This is a genomic window from Streptomyces sp. NBC_00873 (genome assembly GCF_045207415.1).
Classification (GTDB): Bacteria; Actinomycetota; Actinomycetes; order Streptomycetales; family Streptomycetaceae; genus Streptomyces.
Map to the genome: position 1 here is coordinate 2608020 of NZ_CP108803.1, position 13627 is coordinate 2621646.

Annotated in this window: 8 protein-coding genes and 1 pseudogene; 5 read left to right on the forward strand and 4 right to left on the reverse strand. The window is 67.7% G+C overall.

What is annotated here, in order from left to right; translation table 11 throughout:
- Nucleotides 1-10: 10 nt before the first annotated feature.
- On the reverse strand, nucleotides 11-1132 hold the full coding sequence (locus OH809_RS11725) for a hypothetical protein (protein ID WP_406422445.1): 1122 nt from the start codon (nucleotides 1130-1132) through the stop codon (nucleotides 11-13).
- A gap of 495 nt (nucleotides 1133-1627) precedes the next feature.
- Here OH809_RS11725 and sepH point away from each other — a divergent pair, with 495 nt between their 5' ends.
- Complete coding sequence (sepH, locus tag OH809_RS11730; RefSeq protein WP_406422444.1) at nucleotides 1628-2683, forward strand: septation protein SepH; 1056 nt, start codon at nucleotides 1628-1630, stop codon at nucleotides 2681-2683.
- A 100-nt stretch (nucleotides 2684-2783) separates the two neighbouring features.
- Here sepH and OH809_RS11735 read toward each other — a convergent pair whose 3' ends face one another.
- The gene (locus OH809_RS11735) at nucleotides 2784-3611 is read right to left on the reverse strand and encodes a sulfurtransferase (protein ID WP_406422443.1); all 828 of its coding nucleotides are present in this window, start codon (nucleotides 3609-3611) and stop codon (nucleotides 2784-2786) included.
- A gap of 233 nt (nucleotides 3612-3844) precedes the next feature.
- Here OH809_RS11735 and OH809_RS11740 point away from each other — a divergent pair, with 233 nt between their 5' ends.
- A complete protein-coding gene (locus OH809_RS11740) occupies nucleotides 3845-4621 on the forward strand; it encodes a VOC family protein (RefSeq protein WP_406422442.1) in 777 nt (258 codons plus the stop codon).
- 306 nt (nucleotides 4622-4927) lie between these two features.
- Here OH809_RS11740 and OH809_RS11745 read toward each other — a convergent pair whose 3' ends face one another.
- A complete protein-coding gene (locus tag OH809_RS11745) occupies nucleotides 4928-5551 on the reverse strand; it encodes a thymidine kinase (RefSeq protein ID WP_406425238.1) in 624 nt (207 codons plus the stop codon).
- An 851-nt stretch (nucleotides 5552-6402) separates the two neighbouring features.
- Between OH809_RS11745 and OH809_RS11750 the strand changes: the two genes are divergently transcribed.
- The 3 genes from OH809_RS11750 (at nucleotide 6403) to OH809_RS11760 (ending at nucleotide 12862) form a co-directional block, all read left to right on the forward strand.
- Complete coding sequence (locus OH809_RS11750) at nucleotides 6403-9552, forward strand: type I restriction endonuclease subunit R (RefSeq protein ID WP_406515089.1); 3150 nt, start codon at nucleotides 6403-6405, stop codon at nucleotides 9550-9552.
- Between the two features lie 66 nt (nucleotides 9553-9618).
- Complete coding sequence (locus OH809_RS11755; RefSeq protein WP_406422440.1) at nucleotides 9619-11217, forward strand: protein kinase domain-containing protein; 1599 nt, start codon at nucleotides 9619-9621, stop codon at nucleotides 11215-11217.
- Nucleotides 11218-11287: 70 nt separating this feature from the next.
- Nucleotides 11288-12862, forward strand: coding sequence for an endonuclease NucS domain-containing protein (locus tag OH809_RS11760; protein ID WP_406422439.1), 1575 nt, complete (start codon nucleotides 11288-11290; stop codon nucleotides 12860-12862).
- 130 nt (nucleotides 12863-12992) lie between these two features.
- On the opposite strand, the pseudogene OH809_RS11765 reads toward OH809_RS11760, so the two are convergent.
- Nucleotides 12993-13624: pseudogene (locus OH809_RS11765) on the reverse strand (thymidine kinase).
- Nucleotides 13625-13627: the final 3 nt, after the last annotated feature.

Below are 13627 nucleotides of genomic sequence, written 5' to 3' on the forward strand. Positions count from 1 at the left end.
CGCCGGCCGGTCACCGGCCGGCGCCCGTGCCGGTCGTGGCCGGCGCCTCCTGCCCCGGGGCGATGCCCGCACCGGTGGGGTCCGGGGCGACGCTGCTGGAGTCGCCGGGCGCCGTCGGAGTGGGCGTGGGAGCCGGAGCCGTCGGGCCGCCGCCCGAGTTCGACGGTGTGGGCGTGGGCGTCGGCTCGGCTGTGGAGCGGTCGCCCTGGCCGGTGCCCGGACTCGGGCTCTGCCCGCCCTGCGAGTCCGCGCCCGGCGTCCCGGCGCTCTCCTGACCGGGCGTCCGCCCCTGACCCGGGTCGGTGCTGCCGGACGGTGCCGGGTCGGCGGGCCCTGAGCCCTGCTCCCCGCCGCGTACGACGGATCCCACGGTCGTTCCGTGACCGCCGCTCAGATCGCCGCCGGAGACGAGCTCGTACGTGGTGATCCCGGCCATCGACACGGCGAAGACCGCAGCGGCCCCGACGGCCGACCGCTTCCAGCCGCGGATGCGGGTGCCGTGGGTGGTCGACGCGGAGAACTCCTCGTCCGCGGCCGCGCCGTGCGGCACGGGCCGCCGGGCCCCGTCCCCGGCACGTGGCTCGAACAGCCGGGTCCCATCCGTGCCGGGAGACGTGAGCAGCTGGGTCCCGTCCGTGCCGAGGGGCCTCAGCGGCCGGGTCTCGTGATCGGCGAGCCGCTTCAGCAGCCGCGTACGGTCCGCGTCGGCCGCGACCGTGCGCAGCACCGCCGTTGCGTCCGTGGATCCGTCGGGCGGCCGGTGAGCACCCCCCGTCTCGTGCTCCGCCACGTCGCGTGCCGCGCGTACCTCCTGCGGATCCGGCGCGCCGTACGCGTCCCGCACCTCACGCGTCCCGCTCGCCCCGCGGGTCTCCCGGCCCGTGAGCTTCGCCTGGACCGTGGCCTCGCGGATCTGCTCGCCCGTGCGACGGAAGAAGTGCTGGAAGACCGAGCCGCCGCAGGTGGCGACGATGCTCATCACTCCGGCGCCGAGAATCGTTCCGTACACACCCAGTTGCGAGGCCGCCACTGCCGCCGCGACCGCCGCCACTGCACTGCCGGCAACCTGCGGCAGGCTCAGATCGATACGCCTTTCTCTGGGTTCTGTGTCACTTTCCGGCTTCTGCACCATTTCCAGCCCTTGATTGACATCTCTCCCACCATGCAACAGGAAGGGACAATTGGGCGAAGTGAATAGTTCCACTTCAGGTGATTCTGTGAAGCAGGACACGCGTCATGGGCATTTCGCGTCCAGTTTGGTAGTTGGACTCCCGCGTCCGCCGAGAACTTCGGCGGCGCGCCGGTCCACCCACGTGGCCCGAATGGAGTACTGTGGCGAGCCCTGGGGCCGGACTCCCACGTGGGGTCCGGGACCTTCGGGGCGGGGCCGAAGGAGGCACTCGATCCGGCGGCGCCACGGCATCGCACGGGGGCCAGCTACGCGGGGTGACATTTGGTCACTCAGCGTTGCGCAAAGGTCACCGTGTCATACCGGCGATCCAGGGTTCACGCCCGACACGCCGGGCAACACGGCAATGTTGTGGCAGGCTGCACCCGGGCAGGCCACACTCGACTAGCGGAAGCAGCGACGCACGTGACGTCGGCAGGCACCACCCGGGAGGTCCCCATGCCCGAACTGCGTGTCGTGGCCGTCTCCAACGACGGCACACGACTGGTGCTCAAGGCTGCGGACAGCACGGAGTACACGCTTCCGATCGACGAGCGGCTGCGCGCCGCCGTGCGCAACGACCGCGCACGGCTCGGCCAGATCGAGATCGAGGTGGAGAGCCACCTCCGCCCCCGCGACATCCAGGCTCGGATACGAGCCGGTGCCTCCGCGGAGGAGGTCGCTCAGTTCGCCGGAATTCCGGTCGACCGTGTCCGCCGCTTCGAGGGCCCCGTGCTCGCGGAGCGTGCCTTCATGGCCGAGCGAGCCCGGAAGACTCCCGTGCGCCGTCCCGGCGAGAACACCGGCCCCCAGCTCGGCGAGGCGGTGCAGGAGCGTCTCCTGCTGCGCGGCGCCGACAAGGAAACCGTCCAGTGGGACTCCTGGCGTCGTGACGACGGCACCTGGGAGGTCCTGCTGGTGTACCGGGTCGCGGGCGAGCCGCACTCGGCGAGCTGGACGTACGACGCGCCGCGACGGCTGGTCCAGGCCGTGGACGACGAGGCGCGTTCGCTGATCGGCGAGACCGACGATGTCGCCGCGCCCGAGCCGAGCTTCCCGTTCGTGCCCCGGATCGCCCGGCTGCCGCGCGACCGGCCGCTGGACCGTGCGCTCGACCGTCAGATGGAACGGCCCGCTCCGCCGCCTCCGCCCGAGCCGGAGGAGCACATCGCCGGAGTCTCGGCCGGTGAGCGTGACTCGCTGACCAGCCTGCTGGAGGCCGTGCCGAGCTTCCGTGGCGACATGGTGGTGCCGGAGCGGCCCGAGCCGCCGACGACCGAGCCCGCCGCGCAGGAGCCGGAGGCCGACGAGCCGCCGGCCGCGGCAGCCTCCGCAGGCGCCGGTTCCGCTTATGCGGATGTGCTGATGCCGCGCGCGGTGGCCGGTCACCGCGACCGGTTGACCGGGACGACTGACCGCCAGGCAGAGGCGGACGGTGTCCGTCCGGGCCGCCGGGCCGCGGTGCCGAGCTGGGACGAGATCGTCTTCGGCACCCGCCGCAAGAAGCAGGACTGACCCGGGTGACCGTGGCATGACGAGGGCCCGTACGCCGCTGCGTACGGGCCCTCGTGCGGTCTGCCTCCGGAACCGGTCACCGCAGTTCCGGATGGCGCCGCTACTGGGGGTCGGGGCCCGTGGCCACCGGCCGGGACTCGTCGGCGGACCACTCGGACCAGGAGCCCGCGTACAGCGCGGCGGGGATTCCCGCGACGGCCAGGGCCAGCACCTCGTGCGCGCCGGAGACCCCGGAGCCGCAGTAGACGCCAACCTCCGGCGCCCCGTCCGTGCCGAGCTCCTTGAAGCGGGCGGCCAGCGCCTCCGCGGACAGGAACAGCCCGTCACCACCCGTGTTCTCGGACGTCGGGGCCGAGACCGCACCGGGGATGTGACCGCCGACCCGGTCGATCGGCTCCACGTCGCCGCGGTAGCGCTCCGCGGCCCGCGCGTCGAGCAGCAGTCCGGAGCGGGCCAGCGCCGCCGCGCCTTCCGCGTCCAGCAGGGGCAGCGCACCCGGTTCGGGCCTGAAGTCGCCCTCGGCCGGGGTGGGCGACTCGGTGGAGAGCTCACCACCCCAGGCGGCGAGACCGCCGTCCAGCACGCGGACGTCCGGGTGGCCCGTCCAGCGCAGCAGCCACCAGCCGCGTGCCGCGGCCCAGCCCTGACCGCCGTCGTACACCACGACCGGAGTGTCGCGGGAGACCCCGGCGCGGCGCATCACGGCGCCGAATTCCTCGGGGTCCGGCAGTGGATGTCGGCCGGCGCTGCCTGCCGGACCGGCGAGTTCCGCGTCCAGATCGACAAAGACCGCACCGGGGATGTGCCCGGCCTCGTAGTCGGGACGGCCGTGCGGTCCACCGAGCTGCCAACGCACGTCCAGGAGCACCGGCGGACGTGGCCCCGCCGACTCGCTCGCGCATTCGAATGCGGAGATGATGGGCTTCATGGGTGCCATCCTCGCGCAGAAGCCTGCTCACCTGTAACAACGCTGAAGCGGACGTACCGCACCAAAACGGACTCCCTCTGTCGAGATCCGGGAACATGCGGCGCGGCCGGGGCGCATCGCGCGCCGGGTGGTGCAAGCATCTGCACGGGGCGTACACATCCCGCACCGCCGGTCGGCGCGTCGGCCCCGTTCCCCCCGTACGGCCACCACGATGGTCCGAGGAGAGAGTGACGATGACCGAGGCTGCCGTTCGGCGCACACCCGGAACACCTTGCTGGGTGAGTCTGATCGTGCACGGCCTGTCCACGACCCAGAAGTTCTACGCCGGGCTGTTCGGCTGGGAGTTCGGGCCCGGCCCGCAACAACTGGGCCCGTACGTGCGGGCGCTGATCGACGGGAAGGAGGTCGCGGGCATCGGGCAGCTGCCGCCGGAACGGCACCTGCCGGTCGCCTGGACGACCTATCTGGCCACCGACGACGCCGACGTCACGGCGGAGACGATCCGCTCCTGCGGCGGCACCGTCGCCGTGGGACCACTGGACGCCGGCGAGGCCGGCCGGCTCGCCATCGCCTCCGACCCGAGCGGTGCGGTCTTCGGAATCTGGCAGGCCGCCGCGCATCTCGGTACGGCGCTGGCGCGGGTCCCCGGCACCCCGGTCTGGAACGAGCTGGTGACCCGCGAGACCTCGACGGTCGTCAAGTTCTACCAGACGGTCTTCGGCTACGACGCAGAGGCGGTGGTCTCGGCCGACTTCGACTACCAGACCCTGCACCTGAACGGCCGCCCGGTGGCCTCGTTGCACGGCGTCGGCCGCGCCCTGCCGCGCGACCGGGGCCCGCACTGGATGACGTACTTCGAGGTCGCCGACACCGACGAGGCGGCCGCACGGGTGGTGGATCTCGGCGGGCATGTGCTGCAGCCCCCACGGGACGGGTCGAGCGGGCGCGTGGCGACGGTCGCGGACCCGGAGGGCGCCGCCTTCACGATCGTACGGTCCGAGGAACGGTGATCCCTTACGCCGTGGGCGGCCGCGTCCACCGCGTCGCCCGAGCCCCTTCCGTTCGCGCGGGCCCGCTACCGGTCCCCACCGGCGAGCGCCGGTTCGATGCGCAGCAGGACGTCCGGCCACCCGTCGCCCATGCCGTGGAACGCCGCCCTACCCAGGGGCGAGTCGACGTCCAACCCGGCATGTTCCAGAAACAGCCGGGTGCCCGTCCCCTCGGGGTGAAGCCGCCAGGTGACGGTGGTGGCCAGCGAGCCAGGGGCAACGCGGAGACGAGACCTGGAAGGGGGGCTCCGCGGGTCCGGCGGCGGCTCAGCCGGACGTCACCGGAAGGACGTCCGGCGACAGCACACCCGCGCGGGCCGTCGCGCTGGTCATCCTGCGCTGGTGGTGGCGCCTGCACAGCACCTCGTAACCGACCTCGTCCGTCTGCTGGTTGACGTCCCCCACCACGACCTGGGCACCTTCGACGACCATCTCGCCGCCCACCGTGCGGGCGTTGTGCGTCGCCCGTGCACCGCACCAGCAGAGCGCTTCGACCTGAAGGGTCTCGACCCGGTCGGCCAGTTCCATCAGGCGCTGGGAACCGGGGAACAGCTTCGTCCGGAAATCGGTGGTGATACCGAACGCGAAGACGTCCAGGCCGAGGTCGTCGACGATCCGGGCGAGCTGGTCGATCTGTACAGGCGCGAGGAACTGTGCCTCGTCCACGATCACGTAGTCCGCCCGGCCGCCACGGGTGACGTGGTCGACGAGATGGGCGTACACATCCATGCCCTCGTCGGCCTCGATGGCCTCCGTGACGAGCCCCAGCCGCGAGGACAGCTTGCCCTCGCCCGCCCGGTCGTCCCGGGTGAAGATGACGCCCTGCAGCCCGCGGGCCGACCGGTTGTGGCCGATCTGCAGCGCCAGCGTCTTACACCACTCGTGGCACAGTTTGGAATTCGCTCCAAGGGAATCCGGCCAGCGCAGTGGAGGCTTTACTGGGAAGATCTTGCAGAGATCGACGTCAGCCTCCCCCTCCTCTCCGAGCAGCGCCGCATCGCCGACTTCCTCGACGCCGAGACGGCTCGAATCGATCAAATTATCGACTACCAGCTGCGAATTCTGGAACTGCTCGAGGAACGCATCGACAACAAGATCCTAGAGATCATCGGAAATAGTCGCCTCGCCAAAGAGTGCGGCACGGAAGTGGCCCCAATTCGTCGGCTACTCACGAAGCGCGACCGAACTACGATTCCCACCAAAGAAGTCATCACCGCATTCCGTGATGGCCAAGTCACAACTCGAAGCATCCGACGAAGTGAGGGATTCACGCTACCAGCCAGCACGGCCCCCCAGGGCCAGGGCGTGGAAATCGGCGACGTGGTCATTCATGGACTAGATGGGTTTGCTGGCGCAATTGGAGACTCGGAAGCAGTCGGAAATTGCAGTCCGGTCTATCACATCTGCACCCCAGCGGACGGCGGCGACTCCGCATTCCATGGTCGACTCTTGCGCACCCTTGCAGTTAATGGGTACCTAGGCCTCTTCGCCTACAGCACGCGAGAACGCGCCGTCGACTTTCGCAACTGGGGCCTCTTGGGGAGTATTCCCGTACCGAAGGTTCCCCCTACGATTCAACGCGACCTCGGACGCCTCATTGTTCGCGTACGCCCACTACGTGAGGAAGTGGGGCGTTTCAATCAGCGCCTCACCGAACGCCGCCAGGCACTCATCACCGCCGCTGTAACCGGCCAGCTAGACGTCACCACCGCCCGCCGCCGCTCCTCCCCGGGAAGTGTCGTATGAGCAACCGCGGAGCCCACTCCGAAGACGCCTTCGAAGCCAACGTAGAAGCCGGGCTGCTCGCGGGCGGCTGGTCCAAAGCCCAGGGCACGTTCAACGTCGAGCTCGGTATCGACACTGGCGAGGTGTACCGGTTCATCGGAGCGACGCAGGTGAAGGCCTGGGACCGGCTCGTTAGCTTCTACGGCGGCGACCAGTCCACCGCCCAGCGCCAGTTCGCACAGCGTCTCGCCGCCGAGGTAGACGCGCGCGGGGTCCTGGACGTCCTGCGCCAAGGAGTGCGTGACCGCGGCGTGCAGATCGACCTGGCCTACTTCCGGCCCGGCCACACCCTGGCCGTTGACGCGCTCGCCGAGTACGACGCGAACGTGCTGACCGTTGCGCGTCAGCTGCACTACAGCACCCGCCACCCCCGCCGGTCCCTCGACATGGCGTTCTTCGTCAATGGTCTGCCGGTCGCCACTGTCGAGTTGAAGAACCCGAACACCCAGCAGAATGCCGACCACGCTGTCGCCCAGTACCGCCGCGACCGCGACCCAAACGACGTCTTCTTCGCCAAGCGGGCCCTGGTCCATTTCGCCGTCGACCCCGACCGCGCCTTCATCACCACGCGGCTACGCGGTGCCGAGACAGAGTTCCTGCCGTTCAACCTCGGCACCAACGGTCCCGGCGTGTCCGGCGGCGCCGGCAATCCCCCGGCCACCCCCGGCTCATACAGCGTCGCCTACCTGTGGGAGCAGATCTGGCAGCGCGACAACTGGCTGGAGATCCTTCACCGTTTCGTCCACGTCAAGGTCCCGGACAAGAAGGGGGCGAAGGAGAATCCGCACACATCCCCCCGGATCTTCCCCCGCTACCACCAGTGGGACGCCGTACAGAAGATGGTCGCCCATGCCCGGGAGAACGGGGCTGGGCACAACTACCTGATCCAGCACTCGGCCGGCTCGGGCAAGTCGAACACGATCGCCTGGCTGACGCACCGCCTCTCCAACCTCTTCGACGAGGCCAGCCAGCCAGTTTTCCACAAGATCATAGTGATCACCGACCGCGTGGTTCTCGACCGTCAGCTCCAGAAGACCATCTTCCAGTTCGACCACACCCCCGGTGTCGTCAAGAAGATCGACGAGGATTCGACGCAGCTCGCGGCATCCCTGGACGACTCCACCTCGAAGATCGTCATCAGCACGCTCCAGATGTACCCCTTCGTGCTGAAGAAGATCGCCGACATGGGACTGGCCGGCAAGCGCTACGCGGTCGTCATCGACGAGGCGCACTCCTCGCAGGGCGGCGAGTCGGCGATCCGACTGAAGCAGGCGCTCGGGTCGAAGGCGGCTCCCCGGCAGGAGGACGAGGACGATGCTGAGTACATGACGCGGGTGCGCGGCAAACAGCCGAACCTGTCGTACTTCGCGTTCACCGCCACCCCGAAGTCGCCCACCCTGAAGCTCTTCGGCATCTTCGACCCGGACCGGGTGAACCAGCGCACCGGCGAGCAGGGCATGTACGTGCCCTTCCACATCTACTCGATGCGCCAGGCCATCGACGAGGGCTACATCCTCGACGTGCTCGCCAACTACCTCACCTACAACACCAAGTGGCGGCTGCGAAACGCGGCTGTTGACCTGGCCGAATCGACAATCGCCAACCCGGAGGTCGATGAGGCCAAGGCCAAGGCCAAGCTGGTCCGCTTCGCCGAGCTGCACCCCAAGTCGCTGGAGCAGAAGGCACGGCTGATCGCCGACGACTTCCGGGAGAACATCACCGGGCGGCTCGGCGGCCGGGCCAAGGCGATGGTCGTCACCGGCAGCCGCCAGCACGCACTCGATCTCTACCAGGCCATCCGCGCGTACGTCACTCTGCGCGGATACAAGGACTGCGGCGCCCTCGTCGCGTTCTCCGGGCAGCTGAAAGACGAAGCCGGACTGGAGTTCACCGAGGCCCAACTCAACGGCTTCCCCGAGAGCCAACTGCCGGATATGTTCGCCTACACCAAGGCCGACGATCCGCAGGCAACCGCACGCGCCCAGGAAGAGTACCGGCTGCTATGCGTCGCGGAGAAGTACCAGACCGGCTTCGACCAGCCGCTGCTGTGCGCGATGTACGTCGACAAGCCGCTGACCGGTGTCGCTGCCGTACAGACGCTCTCCCGCCTCAACCGCATCCACCCGCTCAAGTCGCAGGACGACGTGCACGTCCTCGACTTCGTCAACCAAGCCGCCGACATCCAGACCGCATTCGAGGACTGGTTCGAGACAACCGTCACCGAACCGAGCGACCCGAACCTCCTCTACACCAAGCAGCACGAGGTAATGGGGTACGGCCTGCTGGCCGCTTCGGAGATGGAAGCCTTCATCCGAGTCCTGGCGGCGGCAGCCGGCCCCGGCCAGATGCCTGACGCGGCCGAGCGCAGGCTCCACGCCGAGCTCCACGAGTACCTGAAGCCGGCCATCGACCGCTTCGTCGCACTGGAGACCGACGACGAACGCGAGGGGTTCCGCAGCGCGCTCCAGGACTACGTACGCGCCTACAGCCTCATCGCCCAGATCGTCGACTGGGGCGACCGGGACCTGGAACGCCTCTACCAATACGGCAGGATCCTGCTGATCCGCCTGCCGGGACGCCCCTCGACCTCGGTCGACATAGGAGACGCCGACCTGAGCCACTTCCGTCTGGAGTTCACCGGGCGACACAACGTGTCGCTCTCCACCGTCGGTGACCGCGACGTCCGGGGCCATGCCGCCGACGGCGGCGGCTACCGGGAGCCCGAGGTAAAACCGCTGTCCCAAGTGATCGACGAGCTCAACGACCGCTTCGGACTGGATCTGAGTACCTCCGACCAGATCCTGGTCTACCAGCAGGTGGTCGGCCTGGTCGAGGACACCGCCATGCAGAAGATCGCGCTCATGAACGACGAGGCCCGCTTCGGCCAGGTCGCCGACGACCGCCTTGACGACATCGTCGCGGAGAACGCCGAGCGCAACACCGACTTCATGAAGCTGTACTTCGACAACAACGAGTTCCAGAAGGCGATTAAGGAAGCGGCCCGCAAGCGCGCGTACCGGATCATCACCGAACCGGCACGGGACGAGGCCCTGGCACGGCTGCGCACCGAAATGCGCCGAGAGACCGGAAACCAGGTGATCGAGTAGTGACCCGCCAACCGACGGGTGGCAGAACCGTAGGCTTAAGGATCTCTGGCTAGGGCTGGTGGGGGCATGACGGGCAGTACGGAAGAACCAGCCGATAGAAGGCTGTTGGCGGGGCGGTACCGAGTGGACGGTTCACTCGGCCGTGGCGGCATGAGCGAGGTCCATCACGGCTACGACGAGCGTCTGGACCGTCGCGTCGCCATCAAGGTGCTGCGCCCCTCCTCGACGGCTGCCGTCCCGGCTTCGCCGGATAGCCCGGAGGCCGCAGAGATCCTCGACGGGCTGGAGCGCGACCGCAAGCGTTTCCTCCGCGAGATCCGCACCACCGCCCAACTGGAACACCCCGGAATCCCTGCGGTCTACGACACCGGGGTCGAAGCCGCCCCCGACGGCAGTACGCAGCTGTGGCTCGTCATGCAGCTGCTGCGCGGCTCGACGCTGGAGGCGGTACTCGACCGGACGGACTACGACAGTTCCATGCCGAACGTGGCATGGGCGGCGTCGATCACCGCTCAGATTGCGGCGGTGCTGGCCGACGTGCACCGGGTCGACATCGTCCACCGTGACATCAAGCCGTCCAACATCATGCTCGTCAACGGTGGCCTAGTAAAGGTCCTCGATTTCGGTATCGCCATCCTGCGCGGCTCGGGCGCGCTACCGCGTCTGACCCAGATCGACAAGACTGTCGGAACCCCTCCCTATATGTCCCCGGAGCAGTGCCTCGGCAAGGCAGTGACCTCCGCCTCGGACATCTACTCACTCGGCTGCCTGCTCTGTGAACTGCTGACCGGCGACGTTCCGTTCCACGGCACCGACAGCATGCCGCTGCGCGCCCACCACCTCCAAACACCCGCCCCCTCCATGCTGAAACGCCGAGCCGACGTTCCCGTCGCACTTGATGAGCTGGTGTCGTCGATGCTGGCGAAGGAGCCACAAAACCGGCCTTCCGCAGAGAAGGTGTACGAGGCGCTTCTGCCACTCGTGTCTGATCCGAGCAGTCCAACAGGCGGTGACGAGAGTCGCGACCCCACACGTCCCTTCCGTCGCCCCCTCATGGCCCCAGCCGTGCAGCGGGAGCAGCACAGCGGCCGGGGGATTATCACCGACGCCGAGGCCGACGAGCTGCAGGCCAACGTCCAGGCGCTGCTGGACAACGACCGGCCCTCCGAGGCCATCAGACTCCTCGAGGACGGCGTCGCGCGCGCCGCCCAGGACCCGTTCCTGGATCTGCGCCTGCGCCACTTCCTGGCCGCCGCGCACTTCTACGCCGGCGAGTACACCCGTGCCGCCTCGCTCTACGAGGCCGTCGGCCGCAGCTACCGCAAGCACCTGTCGCCAGATGACTCGTTCGTCCTCGACTGCGCCTACCACGCGGGACACTCCTACGCTGAGATCGGCAAGCCGGACAAGGCTCTCCCTCAGCTACGTTTCTACATCCTAAATGCCGATGCCTCGCCTAACGGGGAAGTCGCCGAACAGGTCCGGGAGTCACGCTTCGTCGTCGCCCAGATGCTCGCCACTTCAGGACACTTGGACGAAGCGCTGGCAGAGCTCAAGGCCGTCCGCCCTCTTCTTGCCGATGCCTTCGGAGTCGACTCCACCCAGATGCGCAATCTCGACAGACAGATCAACCGGCTTACTGGAGAGCTGCGGGGCGGAGCGTGATCGATATCGCGATCGTTGCCCGGGCCAGGCACGTCCCACCCATCCCTCCGATCAGAAGCAGGAAATCGCTGTGACCGCTCCGTACGAAGAGCAACTCCGAGACGAGCTGTCACACTCCCTGTCATTGATCGAGCAGGGGTTACGGCTCATAGGCACCGAGTACCCCGTACCCAACGCCAACGGAACCCGAGGACGCATTGACATCCTGGCACGGGATGCCCACGGTTCCTGGGTAGTGATCGAGCTCAAGCGCGCTGACGGGACTGCTCGTCAGGCGCTGCACGAAGTTACGAAGTACACGGAGCTTCTACGCGAGGAATTGGGTATCAGGCAAGACCGGATCCGCGCAGTGATCGTCTCCACGACCTGGCGGGAGCTCCTCACCCCCGTCAGCAACATGGTCCGCGACTGGTCCCACGACCTCCGTGGCTACGCGCTCCATCTCGATTCCGACGGGAAACCCGCTCGAGCTGAGCGAGTCACCTTCCTGCCCGAACCAGTGGCACCGAGAGTCACCCCTCACCACTTCATCTACTTCTACAACTCTCCGGAAGATCGCGATCTCGGATGGCAGGAGATCATCGGACGCGCGGAGGAGGCAGGTGGGACCGACCTCCTCGCCGCCAACTTCCGCCGAGTGCGCGACGTTCATCTCGTACGCGCCCCCTTCGGACTCTACTTCGCCATCGGCGCAGCAGAACCTCGCAAAGTCCCCGAATGGATCAAGGAGGAGTGCGAGGACCCCGACATGGTGGACCCACACGAGTACGAGATTCTCTGCCACATCACAAAGCATGTGTTCGCCGCCGACTACGACAGCGCCCGGCCGGGGCTCCTACGAGAACTTCATGAAGATCCACACTGGGACCTCGAGGGTTACCGAACGGCCGGCGCCTTCGCCAAACGCGCACCACTCGATGACCGCGACCTGCTTCGGGATCTGAACGGAGATGACGAAGGGATCGGCGAGATCCTCTACGACGGATCCGCGCGGACAACAGACCGCGGCAGGTGGCCCGCCCTACTGAAGGAAAGCACTCGCAGCTTGGGCGGCAATCCCTCTTGGGAGCACCTCACCCACGCCTGGCTTGCCGACGTCGCACAACAGGACATCGAGAGCGAGGTGCACCTTCACGTCTACAACCCGTGCGACTTGATCCACTCTCTACTACTCGGCTGGCCAGACGACATCGGACGCAGAGTACCCATGCTCTCCGCGGTGGCCATCGCTCAGGGCGACCTCCACCGGTCTCTGAGTGGCCAGCTCTTCTGGGATGGGAGGGAGGTGCCGGACGTTGCGGGCCGGGTCCGCAACGTCTATCCGGAGCCGCTGCTCTGGGGAATCGCAAAATCAACAGGTGCAGTATGGGACACCGATCTTCAGCTTGTCGATGCCCTCGGCCTCCACTACATTCTCGTCGATCGCATCGAGGAGAACCCACTCCGCCCATCGGAGAGCGACACAGTCTCCGCCTGGAAGATCCACGAAGGTTCGGCGACCCGTATCCCCGCCCCGTTCCACCTGCTTCGCGAACAAGGGTGGCTTGGGATCTATCCGCTCGCCGCATTCATCGAGGCACACCGAGATCAACTCGATGCTCTTGTCAAAGAGTTCCGGCGGGCCATGGCATACCCATCAATGTAGGCGACTTGCCCGCTCGACGTCGCCGGCGCGGTGTGCCGCTTAGAGAAGACCATCATCCGGATCTTCCGGTTGCCAATGCCGACCAGCGGTATTTGTTACAGCCCGGTCGCCGAACCACGGGGGTCGGCCGTCAGATGGACGCCACCGACAGCACAGGAGGCGACAGCACCCGACGTGCGTTGACGCGCTCGCATCCGCCTGCGGTGATGGCGTCGGCACAGCACCTCGTACCCCACGGCCTCGGCCGCGCGGTTCACGGCGCCGACCACGACCTGCTCGCCCTCCACGACCATGACGCCCCACCGTGCGGGCGTTGTGGGTGGCTCAGGCGCCGCACCAGCACAGGGCCTCGACCTGGAGCTGCTCGATCCGGTCGGCCAGTTCGTGAGGCACTGCGAGCCGGGGAAGAGCTTGGTGCGGAAGTCGGTGGTGATGCCGAAGACGAAGACGTCCATGTCGAGGTCGTCCACGATGCGGGCCAGCCGGTCCGATCTGTTCGGGAACCAGGACTGGGCCTCGTCCACGATCACGTAGTCCGCCCGGCCGCCCTTGGATAGCTGGGCGACCAGGTACGTACAGGTCCATGCCCTCGCCGGCCTCGACCGCCTCCGTCACCAGGCCCAGCCTCGAGGACAGCTCGCCCTCGCCCGCCCAGTCCCGCGTGAAGACCACGCCCTGGAGCCCCCGGGCAGAGCAGTTGTGACCGATCTGGATTGTCAGTCGCTTCTTTCTTGACCATTCACCAACTCGCGCTAAGGTCATCCC

Bases quoted from the DNA above. Each gene is read 5' to 3' on its own strand.
- OH809_RS11725 (WP_406422445.1), bottom strand. From the start codon at position 1,132: ATGGTGCAGAAGCCGGAAAGTGACACAGAACCCAGAGAAAGGCGTATC.
- sepH (WP_406422444.1), top strand. From the start codon at position 1,628: ATGCCCGAACTGCGTGTCGTGGCCGTCTCCAACGACGGCACACGACTG.
- OH809_RS11735 (WP_406422443.1), bottom strand. From the start codon at position 3,611: ATGAAGCCCATCATCTCCGCATTCGAATGCGCGAGCGAGTCGGCGGGG.
- OH809_RS11740 (WP_406422442.1), top strand. From the start codon at position 3,845: ATGACCGAGGCTGCCGTTCGGCGCACACCCGGAACACCTTGCTGGGTG.
- OH809_RS11750 (WP_406515089.1), top strand. From the start codon at position 6,403: ATGAGCAACCGCGGAGCCCACTCCGAAGACGCCTTCGAAGCCAACGTA.
- OH809_RS11755 (WP_406422440.1), top strand. From the start codon at position 9,619: ATGACGGGCAGTACGGAAGAACCAGCCGATAGAAGGCTGTTGGCGGGG.